Below are 15838 nucleotides of genomic sequence, written 5' to 3'. Positions count from 1 at the left end.
GTGGCGCAACGCCGACCGGCTCCGCCGTCGGCAGTGGCGCAACGCCGACCGGCCCCGCCGTCGACGGTGGGTAACGCCGACCGGCCCCGCCGGAAATCGATCCGGCAGGGCTGGTCTGGACGTCGCGGAGCTAGCTGCTCCCGAACACCGGGAACGGGAAGAAGCGCGCCTGCGGACGCGGTCGGGGACGCGCCTGCGGCTGCGGGCGACGGTTGTTGCGCGGCTGGGGATTGTGCGGCATCTGTTCCACCTTCGGTGTCGTCGTGATCGGGCCGGATGACCCGACCTCGTCGAAGGTAGGAGGGCGACCTTGCGGGTCGGCCCGGATCGACTGTCATCCCGCTGTGAACCGGGGTCGGGTGTGAAACCGGCGCGAGGTGGGTAAGAACCAACCATGACCACATCGAACACAGATTCGAACGACAGCGACCGTTCCGATGCAGATCAGAACGCGCCCGAGACCCAGGGTGAGGTCCTGGGCGCGGGAGCCGGGAACACGACCGAGAAGGACCCCGACGACTGGGTGACCGGCGACGAGCCGATGACCGGAGCGCAGCGTAGTTACCTCGACACGTTGGCACGCGAGGCCGGTGAGACGTTGGCGGCAGACATCACCAAGGCCGAGGCATCCGAGGAGATCGATCGACTGCAAGGCAAGACGGGCCGCGGCTGACCGTGCCATCCTCGGTGGATGGCCGACAAGGGGACCGACGCCGCTGATCGACCGCCGGAACGGCAACGTATCCGAAAGCTCGCGCAGGCGGCACTGAACGCCGACGTCACGGTCGAGCAGGTCGACACCATCCTGGCCGGGATGGGCGGTGCGCTGACCGATCTCGATCGCACCCTCGGCGATCTCGACTCCACCATCGACACCTTCGATGCGACCCTCACCCGGCTGTCGACGACCCTCGATCGGGTCGACGCCACCGCCGAGCGCATGGCCGGGGTGGTGGAGCGACTCGAGCGCGTCGTCGGCCGGGTCGAGCGGCTGGTCGGGATCGGGGAGACCGCGATGCGGCCGCTCGGGGCGATCGAGTCGGCCGGACGTGGGGTCGCCGGGCTCATCGGCTTCCGTTCAGGACGCTGATCCTGGACTCCCGGGCACCGGCTCGGTGGAGAATGTCGGTCATGGCAACGCAGGAGCGGGAGTTCATCGGCCGGCACGGTCAGCGGATCGTCTACGACGTCCACGAACCGCAAGGGAGTCCGCGGGGCGTCGTGATCGTGGCCCACGGCCTCGGCGAACACGGTGGGCGTTACGGTCACGTCGCCGACCGACTCGTCGGAGCCGGGTACCGGGTGGCGATCCCGGACCATCTCGGGCACGGCAGGTCGGGCGGAAAGCGATTACGGGTCAACGGATTCGACGACTTCACTGGCGACCTGGAGCAGGTGCGAGCCGCGGTCGTCGTGGACGGCACCCCGACGTTCCTCCTGGGCCACAGCATGGGTGGCGCCATCGCGCTCGACTACGCCCTCGATCACCAGGATGTGCTCGACGGATTGGTGCTCTCGGCGGCGGCGGTCGTGCCCGGCGACGATCTGTCGGCAGCCGCGATCCGGTTCGCGAAGATCGCGGGGAAGATCGCCCCCGGCCTGCCGACGACGGCGGTGAACGCGGCCAGCATCTCCCGCGATCCGGACGTGGTCGCCGCGTATGACGCCGACCCCCTCGTCAGTCGCGGTCGGATCCCGGCGGGACTCGGAGCCGCGATGTTGAATGCGATGGCCGGGTTTCCGGATCGGTTGCCGTCTCTGCGGATTCCGACGCTGGTACTGCACGGGAGCGCCGACCTGCTCACCGATCCGCGCGGCAGCGAACTCGTCGCCCGGCTGGCCGCGTCCGACGATCTCACCCACACCGTCTACGACGGTCTGTATCACGAGATCTTCAACGAGCCCGAAAAGGAGACAGTGCTCGATGAGCTCGTCGAGTGGCTGCAGACGCGGACGCCGGCCGCGACGGGATGAATCCGTCGGGCCGGCGTCGGCGGGCGAAGCGGTAGAACTGTCAGCGGCTGGACGGCGGGGCGAAGGACGGGAGTCCGGAGCCCGGGTTCGCCGGAGCGGCGGAGCTGGACGCGGGCGCCTCGCTCGTCGGTGTCGCGCTCTGCGGTGCGGCCGCTCCCGGGGCAGCCTCGGATGCCGGCGCGGCCGGGACGTCGGCCGCGACCGGAGCGGTCGGTGCCGGGGCGAAGCTCGGTGCCGTCGCGGACTGCGATGCGTCGGTCGACCCGATCACGCCCGAGCTCGGCGCACCTGACTCGGCCGAGCTCGAGGCGCTCGCCGATGTCGCGCCGGAGAAGTCCACCGGCAGCACCGGGGACGCTGCCGCGGCCTGGACCGCGGCCGCGGTGGCCTTCGCCGCACCGTCGGGCGATGCGGTGCCGTTGGCGGCGACCAACTGTGTCTTCGTGGTCACCGGCGGATTCTTGCGCAGCGCGTCCAGAACCTCCTGGCGACCGTCGCGGAGCCCGCGTCCCCAGTTCTCCCAGGTGTGGCCGCCGTAGTTGGGGAGCACCACCACGTTGGCGCCGCTCTGCTTGGCCTGCAACTGCATCAGCACGGTCGACACCGCCGACAGGACCTCCAGCGCGATCGCGCTGATCTGGTCCCGCGGTGCCAGCTTGGCCATCTCGCTCGGCGTCAGGAATCCGTTGCCGGACGAGATGATCAGGACCTGACCGTTCTGCTTCAGCTTGTCGACGTTCTTCGACGGATCGTTCTCGGTCCACCGGGCACTGCCGGGCGCACCCCACATGTTGACGATGCCGTTGGTGTAGTTGGACACCAGCGTCTGCGACGCGAACACACCGAGCGCGCCGATCGGGTTGTCGGTCTGGTAGTAGCCCGACATCGCCTGTACGACCTTGAACTGCTCGGGATGCCGCTCGGCCAGGGTGACCGCGGGACCCGCCGACATCGACAATCCGACGATCGCGTTGTTCGACGGACTGACGCCGAAGTTCTTCGCGAGGTAGGCGGGGAGCTCGTCGGTCAGGAACGTCTCCTGCTTGATGGTCGTGTTCTTGGCGCCGGCACCGCCATCCCAGTCGGTGTAGAACGACGACGATCCGCCGACCGGCATCACCAACGTGGTGTCGGTGCTGCCGTCGTACACCTGGGCGGCCTTGACGTCGGTGGTCCACGCCGAGCGGTCGTCGCGCGCCCGCATGCCGTCGAGCAGATACACGCCCTTGTCACTGCCGTTCGACGCGCGGATCTGGACGATGACGAACTTCTGCTGGGACGCCGACCACACCTTGCAGTTCTGGACGTAGTACTTGGATGCGTCCCACGAGCACCCGTCGCGGAGGACCTCCGGGTGACCGGCGAGTGCGGACGCGGTGTTGCTCGTCGAGAACAGCGCGTTGGCACCGAAGAGCACCAGGCTGAGGACGGCGACCACGGCACCGATCAGAATCATGCGCGGACGTCGGCGGGCCGCGCGCGGTGCACGATCGGTCACCGCCTCGGACGCCTCGTCATGGATGGTCCACTCCGACGTGGGGTCGTCGGAGGATGCGGCCGAGCCGCCGGGATGAGCTGAGGTGGACATAACGCGGGCGTTCTCCTGATCTGCGTGCCCCGACCGCGCGCAGAAGAGCGCGCTATCAGTGATGTCGTCCACCGTGCGCCGCGCGTTACCGACCGCCGGCGCAGTTTGTCCGACGCCGTCACGGGTACTCGTGAGACGCAGCCGATCGAAAGGATTCTGAGTCTCATGGCTGAAGAACTTCGCAACGTCAGTGTCGCCTTCCTGGTCGCACCCGAAGGCATCGAACAGGTCGAGTTGACCGAGCCGTGGAAGTCGGTGGAAGCGGTCGGCGGCACGCCGTCGCTGGTCTCGACCGACAGTGGAACCGTGCAGGCGTTCAACCACCTCGACAAGGCCGACACCTTCCCGGTTGACGCCACGGTCGACAGCGTCAGTGCCGACGACTTCGATGCACTCGTCCTACCCGGCGGCGTCGCCAACCCCGACTTCCTGCGCACCGTCGACGACGCAGTCGGATTCGTGCGCGGTTTCTTCGACCAGGGCAAGCCGGTGGCCGCGATCTGCCACGCTCCGTGGACGCTGATCGAGGCGGATGTGGTCCGCGGCCGGGCCATCACGTCGTGGCCGAGCCTGCAGACCGACCTGAACAACGCTGGTGCGTCGTGGACGGATCAGGCCGTCGTCGAATGCGACCACGGACCCAACACACTGATCACCAGCCGTAAGCCCGACGATCTGTCGGCGTTCAACGCGGCGATCGTCGGCGTGTTCGCCAGAGAGGCCCAGAAGTCCGCAGCCGGCTGAGCCGAGGAGCCCGCGAACGCCCCCGGAGACGTGTGAGCGTCACCAGGGGCGCGTCGCGGTGATCTGGTCGACCCCCATCCGGCCGTCGCGGAACGCCATCCGGCCACCGACGAGATAGATCCGCCACACCCGCGCGACCTCGTCGCCGACCATGGCCACTGCCTCGGCCCAGTTCTTCTCGAAGGTGTCGTACCAGGCGTCGACGGTGCGGACGTAGTGCTCGCGCATCGCCTGGACGCCCTGCACCTCGAGCCCGGCACCCTCGAGCAAGCCCATCGTGTCGCCGACCGGCCGCATGTACATGTCCGGTGCGATGTAGGCCTCGATGAACGGTCCGCCGCCGGGGTGGTTGGCCGCCGGACGCGACATCTGCTGGATGCAGACCCGGCCACCGGGGACCACCTTGTCGTGCAACACCCGGGCATAGGTCGGGTAGTTGCGCTGGCCGACGTGTTCGCCCATCTCCAGCGATGCGACGGCATCGAACGGACGGTCGGGGATCTCGCGGTAGTCCTGCACGCGGATCTCGACCAGGTCGCCGAGGTCGCGCTCGGCGATGCGGGCGTCGATGAACTTCTTCTGCTCCTGCGCGATCGTCACGCCGACGACCTTCGCGCCGTAATGCTCTGCCGCATACAGGCTCAACGAGCCCCAACCGCAGCCGATGTCGAGGAATCGGAGTCCCTTCGCACGATCGAGGCCGACCTTGCGGCACACCAGGTCGAGTTTGGCCGCCTGGGCGTCCTCGATGGACTGGTGTGGATCGGAATCGTCCCAGAGCGCGCTCGAGTAGGCCATGTGGTCGTCGAGGATCAGTCGGTAGAAGTCATTGGACAGGTCGTAGTGATGGCTGATCACTGCGCGGTCGCGTCCCAGCGAGTGGAGTCGTCCCCGGATCACGGCCTGCGACGCCGGATTCGGCTTCGGGAGGCCGAGCACGCCGTACCGGCGTGCGAGGCGGACGGTGTCCCACAGGAGTCGGGGACCGGGACGCACACCGGAGAGCCCGCGGCGGGCCGCGACCTCCCAGACGTGGGTCAGTGCATCGTCCAGATCGCCGATCACATCGAGTTCGCCGGTGACGAAGGCCTGCGCGGCGCCCAGCTCGCCCGGATGCCAGAGCAGGCGGCGCAACGCATCTGGGCTGTACAGGACGACATGCGGAGCGTCGTCGGGGCCGGCCGTGCTGCCGTCCCATGCGGTCAGATGCACCGGGAGTGTGCCCCCGGTGTATCGCGCGGCGACGTCGGCCAACTCGTCGGCGACTGCCATGTTCGGTCCTCTCGCAGAGTTCACTTGCTCTGTTCACATCCGGATCGCGCCGGACGTGAGATCATTTCGCAACGGTAGATGTGCGCCCGCTCGGGTCGCACGCTTCGTGTGGTGTTCGCTACCGCGCCCGTGCCGGATGGGGTCCGCGGCATCGCAGTGGAGAGAGGCTGACCACAGTGCGCATCGGGTCGGGCAGTTCGGCAGCGGGGCAGGGACGGTTCGGTCGCGTCGTCCGACGCGCGACGGTGGCGATCGGTGGCGTCGTCATGGTTGTCGCGGCCACGGCGATACCGGCAGGAGCCGCACCGTCGGTCGGGAGCCGGCCGGCCGCCGTGCCGGCGCCGGTTCCGTCGGCCGACCCGTTCTATCAGGCCCCACCCGGTCTGGCCTCCGCCCGACCCGGTCAGGTGCTGCGTACCCGTCCGGTCCGGTTCGTGGCACAGGGCGTGACGACGCCGATCGTCGCCACCCAGGCCGCCTACCGCAGCACGGGTGAACAAGGTCAACCGATCCTCGGCGTGACCACCGTGCTCCGCCCGCTCGCCGGACCGACGACGCGCATCGTCTCGTTCCACATGGCCTACGACGGTTTGGGTTCGCAATGCGACCCGTCTTACACCCTGCAGGGGTTCGCGCCCAGCAAGACGGCGCAGATCGAGCAGACCGTCATCGCCGGCTATCTCGCGTCCGGTCACACGGTGCTGGTGCCCGACTACGAGGGCACGCGCTCGGAATGGACCATCGGACGTCAGTCCGGGACTCTCGCGCTCGACGGGATCCGGGCCGGCGAGAAGGTGTTGCGTGCGCCCACGTCGACGCCCGTGGGGCTGATCGGTTACTCGGGCGGATCGGTGCCCACCAACTCGGCGGCCGAGCTCGCACCGAGCTACGCGCCCGAACTGGCCATCGTGGGTGCGGCGGGTGGTGGCCTACCGGTGAACCTCGCCCACAACCTGCCGTACGTCAGCGGTAGCAAGGACTGGGCCGGGGTGATGCCGGCGATCGTCGTCGCCTATCAGCGCGCCTACGGCATCGCACCGGCGAGCACCCTGTCTCCGCGGGGCGCCGGCATCGTGAACACCGTGCAGAGCCAGTGCATCGCGGCTTTCGCGTCGAAGTACCCCGGTCTCACCAACGGCGCGCTCGTCCGTTCGCCCTACCGCGGCCTGCTCGACGTGCCCGGTGTCTCGTCGGCCATCGCCCGCAACGTGATGGGCACCTTCGGCACGCCGCGGATCCCGATGCTGCTCGGCGTCGGTCAGAAGGATGCCGTCGGTGACGGCGTGATGGTGGCGGCCGATGTCGCCGACCTCGCCAAGCGGTACTGCGCACGCGGGGTGCGGGCACAGTTCAACCGCTACGTCGGAGACAGCCACGGCGACGCGTTCATCCCGTTCCAGCGCGACGCGGCGGTGTTCCTCGCGGCGAGTTTCGCCGGTCGGAGCACCGCCACGTGCGCGAGCTGAGTGCGGTCGCTGCTCAGGCGTCGTAGCCGAGCAGCGACTTCACCTCGAGGAACTCGTCGAAGGCGTAGTCGCCCCATTCACGACCGTTGCCGCTCTGCTTGTATCCGCCGAACGGTGCAACCGGGTCGAGCTGCGCGCCGTTCAGCGAGATCGATCCGGCCCGGATCCGGGACCCGACCTTGCGGACGGCGTCGGTGTCCCGACCCGAGACGTAGCCTGCCAGACCGTATTCGGTGTCGTTCGCGATCGTGATGGCGTCGTCGAGCGAGTCGTAGCCGATGACGACCAGCACCGGGCCGAAGACCTCGGTTCGGGCGATCTCCATGTCGTTGGTGACGTCGGAGAACACGGTCGGACGGACGTAGTAGCCGGTGGGCAGGTCGTCGGGACGACCCGGCCCGCCGAACACGACCGTTGCGCCGTCGTCGACGGCCCGGCTGATCAGGCCCTGGATCTTGTCGAACTGTGCTTCGGAGACGACCGGGCCGAGTCGGACCTCGCCGGTCGGGTCGCCGACGGTGAGCGACGGCTCCACCGAACGGGCGGCCTCGGCTGCCTCGGCGAGGCGTGCGGTCGGCACCAGCATCCGGGTGGGGGCGTTACACGACTGACCCGAGTTGACCATCACATTCGCGACCCCGGCCGCGACGTTGGCGGCGAGATCTTCGTCGTCGAGGATGATGTTGGGGCTCTTGCCACCCAGTTCCTGGGCGACCCGCTTGACCGACGGTGCCGCGTTCTTGGCGACCTCGATACCGGCGCGGGTGCTGCCCGTGAACGACACCATGTCGACGTCGGGGTGTGCGGCGAGTGCGGTCCCCACACCGGGGCCGTCGCCGTTGACGAGGTTGAACACACCTGCGGGAACGCCTGCGGTGTCGAAGATCTCGGCGACGATCGCAGCGCTGAACGGTGCCACCTCGGAGGGCTTGAGCACCATCGTGCATCCGGTGGCCAAGGCCGGAGCGACCTTGCACATCACCTGGTTGAGCGGCCAGTTCCACGGCGTGATGAACCCGCAGACGCCGATCGGCTCCTTGACGATGCGTGAGGTGCCGCGGTCCTCTTCGAACGAGAACGTCGGGAGTTGCGCGGCAGCGGTCATCAAGTGGGCCAGACCGATCGGTACCTGCACGCTGTTGGCCAGGCCGTCCGGCGCGCCCATCTCCTCGGTGACCGCGGCGGCGAGGTCGCCCATACGCTTCTGGTATTCGGCCACAACGGCATTGAGGACTTCGACCCGCTCGTCGACGCTGGTCAGCGACCACGTCACGAAGGCCTTGCGGGCGGCCTCGACCGCCGCGTCGACATCGGCGGCCGAACCCAGCGCGACATGTCCGGCGGCCTTCTCGGTCGCTGGGTTGATGACGTCGATGAGGTTCAGTTCGGCGGGTTCCACCCATCGCCCGTCGATGTAGAACTTCGTGATCTCGCGCATGCTCGGCCTCCTGCGTCGGCGCGGTAAATGTGTGACGCACACAACACTAGACCGCGGGGCCGGATGGCTGCCACCGTATCAGGAAACGATCGTGTTCAGAATGGGCTCGGTCTTCCGGATGAGGCCCCGACTACGACGATGGCCGCCACCCGAGTGGGCGGCGGCGATCGTTGTCACGTCGGCTCAGTGTGCGCCGACGACCTGTGCTGGTGGACGGTGGTCGTGGATACGGTCATCGGAGTCGCTCCCTTCGTTCGTCGTGATTCGTTCGCGGTGCGATCGTGCATGGTGCGGATCGTGCTGCGTACAGCTCTGCCCAGCGGACCATCTCCGGAAACGTCACACCCGCAACCGGGTGGCGCCATGACAGTGGAAACCTCCGTTGCGCAGCGGTTTCCGCGAGGGTTGTGAACCCGGTCATGTCATGCGGTGAGCTTGTCGGCGAAACGCACCACGCGGCGTGCCAGATGATCGAGTGCGGCGATGGTGTCGTCGGAGAGTTCGTCGCTGTTCTGAGGGCCGGTCACGTGGCCGACCCCGTACGGATTGCCGTCGGCGAACTTCACCGGGTCGGTGTAGCCCGGCGGGACGATGATGCCGCCGAAGTGCATGAGTGTGGTGTAGAGCGCCAGCAACGTCGACTCCTGGCCTCCGTGCAGGGTGTTGCTCGAGGTGTAGGCGGCGTAGATCTTGTCGGCGAGTTTCCCGTCGGCCCACAGCCCGCCGAGGCTGTCGATGAAGGTCTGGAACGACGCGGTGGTCGCGCCGAAGCGGGTGGGAGAACCGAAGATCACTGCATCCGCCCACACGATGTCGTCGCCCGACGCGGCCGGAAGGTCTTTCGTCGCCTCGTAGTTCGCCGACCATGCGGGGTTCTCGGCGAAATCCTCCGGGGCCCGGGTCTCCGCGATGTGCCGCACCCTGACCTCGGCGCCCGCCTCGGTGGCGGCACGTTCGAGCTCGCGGGCGATGGACGTGCCGTGCCCGGTCGCGGAGTAGTAGATGATGGCCAGCTTCGACATCGGTTCCCTTCCGTCAGCGTGCAGTGGAGGCAGGTGTACCCCATTGTCGAGGGACTCGAAACGGACCGCGGCCCGCGAGTCGGAGGACTCGCGGGCCGCGGGGTTGTCGGACGGCGGGGGTCAGACCCGTACCGTGCGATCGGAGTCGTCGTCGGACGGCGTCTCCGACTGCTCGGTCCCGAGCAGCTTCTCGCCCTCGATGTCGATGCGCGGCAGGATCTTGTCCAGCCACTTCGGCAGCGCCCACGCCCGATCGCCGAGGAGTGCGAGCACCGCGGGGATCAGGGTCATACGCACCAGGAAGGCGTCGAAGAAGACCGCGGCGGCCAATGCGAATCCCATCGCCCGGATGAAGGCGAGGTCCTGCAGCATGAACGCGGCGAACACCGAGATCATGATGGCCGCGGCTGCGGCGACGACCCGTCCGCTGTGGGTGAAGCCGGTGAGGATCGCCGTCCGTGCATCGCTGCCGTGCACGTACGCCTCACGCATTCGACTCACCAGGAACACCTGATAGTCCATCGCCAGTCCGAAGACGATGCCCACCAACATGATCGGGAAGAAGCTGACCAGCGGCTGCGGGTCGAACAGGCCGAACAGGCCGTCGGAGAACAGTGCAACCGTCACGCCGAAGGTCGCACCGACACTCAGCAGGAAGCCGAGCGCTGCCGTCAGCGGCACCCAGATCGAGCGGAACACGATGGTCAGCAAGATGAATGCCAAGCCGACCACGATGATCACGTAGGGCAGCAGTGACGAACTCAATCGATCGGAGATGTCGATCTCGATCGCCGTCTGACCGGTGACCCCGATGGAGAGACCTCGCTCGGAGACCGCGGGCGAGAGGTCACGCAGCGCGGTGACGAGGTCGTGCGTCGACTGTTCGGTCGAGGCCGCGTCGGGGATCACCGAGATGATCGCGGTGTCGCGGGCCTGGTTCAGACCGTCGGCGCCGATGGTCGCACCGGCGACATGGTCGAGTCCCCGGACCTGTCCGGCCAACTGATCGAAGGCGGCGAGTCGGTCGGCCTGGTCGGCGATGCCCCGACCGTCGACCACGACGACCAGTGGTCCGTTGTAGCCCGGACCGAAGCCCTCGGCGATCTGCTCGTACGCCTGTCGCTGTGGGGTACCCGGGTCGGAGGTGCCGTCGTTGGGCAGCGCGAGCTTGAGCCCGACCAAAGGCACTGCGAGCACGGCCAACAGCACGAAGACGCCGATCGCGAAGATCGCGGGCCGACGGGTCACGGTCTCGATCCACCGGCGGCCGTTGCTGCGACGCTCCGTCTCGTGCGGCTCCGTGTCCGGCGCGTTGAGGAACGTCAGGCGCCCGGCGAAAGCCTTGCGGCCGAACAGACCGAGGATCGCGGGCAGCAACGTGAGCGCGACCAGGACCGCGACGAGGACCGTCCCGGCCGCCGAGATGCCCATCGCGGTGAGGAACGGGATGTTGACCACCGACAGCGCGGCCAGGGCGATGAACACGGTCAGACCCGCGAACACCACAGCCGAACCGGCGGTGCCGACGGCACGTCCGGCCGCCTCGGCCCTATCCGTGGTGCGCAAGAGTTCGTGCCGGTATCGAGAGAGGATGAAGAGCGCGTAGTCGATGCCGACCGCCAGGCCGATCATCGTCGCCAGGATGGGTGTCTCCTGACTGAGGTCGAAGAAGTACGACGCCGCGCTGACGCCCAGCAGTCCGACGCCGACGCCGACGACCGCGGTGATCAGCGGCATGCCCCACGCGATGAGAGACGCGAATGTCAGGATCAGTACCAGCGCACCGAAGATGAGGCCGATGACCTCCGAGGTGCCCTCGATCGACGGCTGCGGCAGCGCTGTTCCCGTCATTGACACCTTCAGACCGGCGGCACGCGCATCCTCGGCGGCCCTGTCGATCTGGTCGTGGGTACTGGCCGGGACGTCGGCGTAACTCTTCAGGTCGAAGGCGGCGCCAAGCTGGGCGACGGTGGCGTCGCCGTTGATCGGCGACGTCAGCTGCGCATCACGTTCGGCCTCCTCGGCGGCGGTGCCGAAGGCCTGCTCGTGGAATGCGACTGTCTGCTGACGTGCGGGGCCGGGGCGACTCTCGGTGCCGTACACCGTGAACGGGTTGACCACCGCGTCGGCCTGGACGCCGTCGAACTTCTTGATGTCGTCGACGAGTCCGTCGATGGCCCGTTGGTTGCGCGACTCGGTGAGCGGCGATCCGTCGGCGGCGCTGACCACGTAGGTGACGCTGACACCCTCGCCGAACTTCGGCTTGTCGGGGAAGCGTTCGACCATCGTGTTCTGGGCCTTCTCCGACGGGATGCCCGGGATCGAGAAGGTGGTGCTGGCCGGCTGGGCCATGGTGCTCGCCGCGGCGGCGAAGCCGACGAGCACCAGAACCCAGACGGCGATGGTGGCGAACCGGTGCTGGTAGCACCAGTGTCCGATCCGATAGAGGCGTTCGGCCATGGGGTGTGCTCCTCGTCGGTTGTGAGGGTCGTGCCGGGGTGATCGTTCGGTGCGGGGGGATCGTGTGCGGGTGATCGGTGTGTGGGAGGGGATGTCAGGAGTCGAGGACGGACTCGCCCATGCCGACAGCCGCCTGGCGGAAGGCCTCGGACAGGATCGGGCCCACCGCGGGACGGGGTTCGGGAAGGTCGCTCCAGTACTCGAGCGCGACGCGGGCGATGGTCAGCGAGGTGTCGACGGCCAGGCGGGCATAGAGACCGCGGCCGTCGTGGCCGTGTTTGGCACACAGATCCACGAACATCTGCTCGAAGGACTCGTGCGCCTCGAGGGTGCTGTGGTGGGAGACGAACGTCGGTTCGGTCATCGTCAGCCGGAAGAGGGCCACGAGTTCTGCCGGGTCGGCGGTCTGATCGGAGTCCGCGGTCGCGCAGATCCCGTATTCGAGTACCTGCCAGAGGCTCTCGTCGTCACCACGGCTGTCGGCGTTGTCGATCACCCGCGAGATCGTGTCGTTGATCAGGTGGATGATCGCCTCGACCTTGTCGGCGAAGTAATTGTGGAAGGTGCGCGGGGAGACGCCGACCTCGGCGCACACGGCGTCGATGGTCACGCGGTCGAGGCCGTCGTGGGCGGCGAGCCGTAGGACCGCACGCGCGAGCTCCCGACGCGTGTGCGCCTTCTTCGACTCGCGGAGTCCCACGGATGTGGTCATGCAGTCCAGCGTGCCCTTTTTTCGCATGGGTGCAAAGTTTCAGGCGAGTGCAATTTCGAGACCTTGGTCACCCAGTATTCGTCAGTGTGACCTGCGCAACTGTGATTACCAGGGGCGTTGTCGACGACGAACGCCGGGGCCCGATCGGATCGGTGCCCCGGCGTCGATGGTGGTCGGTGATCGTCAGCCGATGCTGAAGGGTTTTCCGTAGACGTCGACGATCTGGCTCGCCGACTCAGTGGTGACCTGGACCTTTGCGTAGGAGCGTGCCTGCGCGAAGCCGGCGCACCCGTTGATCATCATCGTCTCGTTGGTGTACGCCAGCCGCCCCTTGCTCCCGGGGAAGCTGACGCTGGTGGTGTTGGCCTTGCCGCCGAACGCATCCTTGTACTCGACGTCGGTGATGTAGTAGTTCGCCGCCTGACCCGGGCCGAGGGTGACGCCTGCACCGGTCTTGGCGGTCACGGTCGCCGTCTCCGGACTGATGTCCTGGTAGCTCTTGGCGGTCGCGGTGCCGTCGGTGGTGGAGTTGGCACCCAGCGTCAACTGGCATCCGACGATGTAACCGGCCGAGATGCCGACCTTGGCCTTCGGATCGGAGGCCGACAGCGTGTAGCGCCCGGAGACCCACGCGTTGCGGTGCAACGGCGTCCCGCCCATCGACGGGTTGATCCGCGCCGACTCGTTGGTGCGGGCGATGGTGATCGACGAGCCGTCGGCCAGCTTCTTGGTGACGGTCTGCGCCGGGAGTCGCGTCGAGGTGTCGGCGGATGCGACGCCGTGGGTGACGAGGGGGAGTGTGGCCGCGATCGCGACCGCGGTGACCGCCGATCGGGTGACGGCGCGTCGGGACAGGAAGTGATTCTTCATGGAGACCTCTGCTGCGAGTGGGGTTTCGGTGGACGGAGGCGTCAGCCGATGGAGAACGGCTTGCCGTAGAGGTTCACCTTCTGGTGGAACTCCCCGGTCGTCTCCACCGTGGTGAAGGCGCGTGCCTGTGCGTATCCGCCGCAGTTCTGGATCTCCAGACCCGCGTTCTGGTAACCGAGGTGGTAGGTGCCCGGCTTCTCGATGTCGCGGCTGGTGACCACCACGAACTTCACCTGCCCCGCGGAGAGCGGGACGGTCAGGTTCGCGCTGGCGGACGGTGCCGTCAGGCTGAGGGCCCCCGACAGTCCGCCGGAGAGGCCCTCGATGTTGACCTGGCAGCCCACGATGTACCCCGACGACACCTTGGCGGCCGCTCCGTTGGTGTAGACGCCCTGCGTTCCGGGGTACTTGTCCTCGCCACCCGCGCCGACCGTCGGTCCGGCCTTCTTGGGCTTGAGGTGGGGGGCCTTCAGGGTCACCTGTCCGCTGACCCATGCGGTTCGCGAGGCGCCGTTGGCCGCCAGGGACGGCGACACGCGAGCACTCTCCGCCGACCGGGTGATGCTCAGGCCGTCGCCGTGTGCAGTTCCTCCGGGAAGTCGGATCACGCTGTCCGCAAACGCCGTTCCCGGCGTGGCGAGGGCGGCAAGGGTGCCGGCGCCGACGAGTGCGGCGGTGAGGCCCGCGGCGCGTCGCAGGCTCGGTCGATGGCGGTGGTGTCGGGTCAAGTCGATCCTCCTCGGTTCGCTGCGTCGAGCGACTTCAGTCGCACGGATGGTCCGTCGACTCGCGAGGTGGAACCCCACGTCTGTCGTCCACACTGAGAGCAGATGTACCGTAACTGTCGGATCAGTGAAAGTCTAATGTGACTTTGATCCCTTTGGTGTCGGCGAGACCCGTTGTGGGACCGCTTCACTCACCGCAATCGAGCATTCATGGGAGGTTGCTCGGTGCGGCTGCAGGGGATCGATCCCGCTCCGGTGCGGCGTTTCGACCAGCGATGATCGCGGCGAGTCCGGCGCTCGCTCGAAGTAGTGCCAGCGCCCGGTTGTCGAGTTCGGCGAGCCGGCCGTCGAGCGCGCCGAGTGAGGCATCGGCCCCCTGCATGTCCCGGAGGGCGGTGATCGCGGCCCTGGTCGTGGGGATGCCGTGGCCGGCAGCCCGCAGTGCCGCCGTGATCCGGGCCTCGCGAATCGCCGTCGTGGCGTAACGCCGGGTGCTCCCGGCGGCCCCGGGGATGCGATCCGGCCGTACCAGTCCCTCGCTTTCCCAGAACCGCAGCGTCGACGCCCGGACGTCGAGACCGGCGGCGAGTTCGGTGATGGTCATCGAGTCCGTCGCCGTGGGGTCGGGATCAGTGGGATCGGGGTCGGTGTCGGTGTCCTCGTCAACGATCAGGCTCACCGCCGCGCGCGCGGTCAGGGTGCGCTCCCGGTCGCGCTGAAGTCCTGCGTGCAGTCGAGCTACCAGGGTGATCGCCGAACCGACTGGCAGCGTGCGGATCTCGCGAAGCGCGTGCCGCGCCGCGACCGGCCCGACCGCGATGGTGAACTCACGGTAGACGGCCAACTCCTCGACATGGGCCGGGGTGAAGTCGCGGTACCCGTTGGGTGATCGGGATGCCGGAGAGACCACCCCGATCCGCTCGAGGTCGCGGATCTGCTGCACGGAATAGCCGCTCGCGATGGCGACCTGCGTCGTCCTCATCGCGGATGCCGGTCCGCGGCTCGGCAACCCTCCGGAAGCACTTCAACCACATACTTCAAGTATGAACCTGTATGAGCTGATGGAGACGGTGCGTTCCTTCGACGGTGTGCTGGAATTGGCGCCCGACGAGGGCAGCGGATTCCCGGAGATCGCCTGGGGCGATCACTTCTTCTACTACGCGCCCGATGGGCAGATACCCGCTGGTCAGCCGTATGCGACCGTGGTCACCAAGGACTATCCGGACGAGCCGTCGTCGGGTCTCGACCGGCCGGATCGCTGGCGGGTGAACATCCACGTCGGCGGAGCGCGGTCAGCGGAACTGCTCGGCGGCGAGCCGGGGGACCTCGCGGCGACAACGGATTTCACCCGATCCGACGTCGTGCATCCGCATCCGGTCTACCACCGGCAAGGCTGGATCGCGGTCGTGTGTCCCGGGCCGGCCACCTCGGACACCGTGGTGGCGCTGCTGAGGGATGCTCATCGAGCCGCTGAGCGACGGGCGTCGAAGCGCAGGGTGGAGTCGGCTGGAGAGGGGGAGGGTTGACATTGTGAGCTTAGGTAAAGTTACCCTTACCCGATAGCGCA

15 protein-coding genes are annotated in these 15838 nt (G+C 67.8%); 6 read left to right on the top strand and 9 right to left on the bottom strand.

Annotated features, from left to right (window positions below; genetic code table 11):
- The first annotated feature begins 394 nt into the window (after window positions 1–394).
- The 3 genes from GS4_RS23590 to GS4_RS23580 are packed head-to-tail and all read left to right on the top strand — an operon-like array spanning window position 395 to window position 1974.
- The gene (locus GS4_RS23590) at window positions 395–673 is read left to right on the top strand and encodes a DUF3072 domain-containing protein (RefSeq protein ID WP_007625357.1); all 279 of its coding nucleotides are present in this window, start codon (window positions 395–397) and stop codon (window positions 671–673) included.
- An 18-nt stretch (window positions 674–691) separates the two neighbouring features.
- On the top strand, window positions 692–1090 hold the full coding sequence (locus GS4_RS23585) for a hypothetical protein (RefSeq protein WP_007625348.1): 399 nt from the start codon (window positions 692–694) through the stop codon (window positions 1088–1090).
- Between the two features lie 41 nt (window positions 1091–1131).
- Complete coding sequence (locus tag GS4_RS23580) at window positions 1132–1974, top strand: alpha/beta hydrolase (protein WP_007625346.1); 843 nt, start codon at window positions 1132–1134, stop codon at window positions 1972–1974.
- A 40-nt stretch (window positions 1975–2014) separates the two neighbouring features.
- Here GS4_RS23580 and GS4_RS23575 read toward each other — a convergent pair whose 3' ends face one another.
- A complete protein-coding gene (locus GS4_RS23575) occupies window positions 2015–3562 on the bottom strand; it encodes an alpha/beta hydrolase (RefSeq protein ID WP_007625344.1) in 1548 nt (515 codons plus the stop codon).
- A 165-nt stretch (window positions 3563–3727) separates the two neighbouring features.
- Between GS4_RS23575 and GS4_RS23570 the strand changes: the two genes are divergently transcribed.
- Window positions 3728–4306, top strand: a complete 579-nt coding sequence (locus tag GS4_RS23570) for a type 1 glutamine amidotransferase domain-containing protein (protein WP_007625342.1) — start codon at window positions 3728–3730, stop codon at window positions 4304–4306.
- A gap of 39 nt (window positions 4307–4345) precedes the next feature.
- On the opposite strand, the gene GS4_RS23565 is transcribed toward GS4_RS23570, so the two are convergent.
- A complete protein-coding gene (locus GS4_RS23565) occupies window positions 4346–5578 on the bottom strand; it encodes an SAM-dependent methyltransferase (RefSeq protein ID WP_007625340.1) in 1233 nt (410 codons plus the stop codon).
- A 176-nt stretch (window positions 5579–5754) separates the two neighbouring features.
- Here GS4_RS23565 and GS4_RS23560 point away from each other — a divergent pair, with 176 nt between their 5' ends.
- A complete protein-coding gene (locus GS4_RS23560) occupies window positions 5755–7044 on the top strand; it encodes a lipase family protein (RefSeq protein WP_007625338.1) in 1290 nt (429 codons plus the stop codon).
- 13 nt (window positions 7045–7057) lie between these two features.
- Here GS4_RS23560 and GS4_RS23555 read toward each other — a convergent pair whose 3' ends face one another.
- The 7 genes from GS4_RS23555 to GS4_RS23525 form a co-directional block, all read right to left on the bottom strand.
- Complete coding sequence (locus GS4_RS23555) at window positions 7058–8482, bottom strand: aldehyde dehydrogenase family protein (protein WP_007625336.1); 1425 nt, start codon at window positions 8480–8482, stop codon at window positions 7058–7060.
- Window positions 8483–8904: 422 nt separating this feature from the next.
- Entirely contained in the window at window positions 8905–9504 is a 600-nt protein-coding gene (wrbA, locus tag GS4_RS23550) for an NAD(P)H:quinone oxidoreductase (protein ID WP_007625334.1), read from the bottom strand.
- A gap of 120 nt (window positions 9505–9624) precedes the next feature.
- A complete protein-coding gene (locus GS4_RS23545; RefSeq protein ID WP_007625332.1) occupies window positions 9625–11964 on the bottom strand; it encodes an MMPL family transporter in 2340 nt (779 codons plus the stop codon).
- Window positions 11965–12058: 94 nt separating this feature from the next.
- Window positions 12059–12676: a TetR/AcrR family transcriptional regulator gene (locus GS4_RS23540; RefSeq protein WP_157226747.1), complete on the bottom strand. Its 618-nt coding sequence runs from the start codon at window positions 12674–12676 to the stop codon at window positions 12059–12061.
- Between the two features lie 183 nt (window positions 12677–12859).
- Entirely contained in the window at window positions 12860–13546 is a 687-nt protein-coding gene (locus GS4_RS23535) for an MspA family porin (protein WP_007625328.1), read from the bottom strand.
- Between the two features lie 41 nt (window positions 13547–13587).
- A complete protein-coding gene (locus GS4_RS23530; RefSeq protein WP_007625326.1) occupies window positions 13588–14274 on the bottom strand; it encodes an MspA family porin in 687 nt (228 codons plus the stop codon).
- Window positions 14275–14479: 205 nt separating this feature from the next.
- A complete protein-coding gene (locus GS4_RS23525) occupies window positions 14480–15253 on the bottom strand; it encodes a MerR family transcriptional regulator (protein WP_007625324.1) in 774 nt (257 codons plus the stop codon).
- A gap of 61 nt (window positions 15254–15314) precedes the next feature.
- On the opposite strand from GS4_RS23525, the gene GS4_RS23520 reads away from it, so the two are divergent.
- Window positions 15315–15797 carry a DUF6194 family protein gene (locus GS4_RS23520; protein ID WP_007625322.1) on the top strand — a complete coding sequence of 161 codons (483 nt, stop codon included), beginning with the start codon at window positions 15315–15317 and terminating at the stop codon, window positions 15795–15797.
- Window positions 15798–15838: the final 41 nt, after the last annotated feature.

This window comes from Gordonia soli NBRC 108243 (genome assembly GCF_000334455.1).
Classification (GTDB): domain Bacteria; phylum Actinomycetota; class Actinomycetes; order Mycobacteriales; family Mycobacteriaceae; genus Gordonia; species Gordonia soli.
This window is presented reverse-complemented; position numbering and strand designations above follow the sequence as displayed.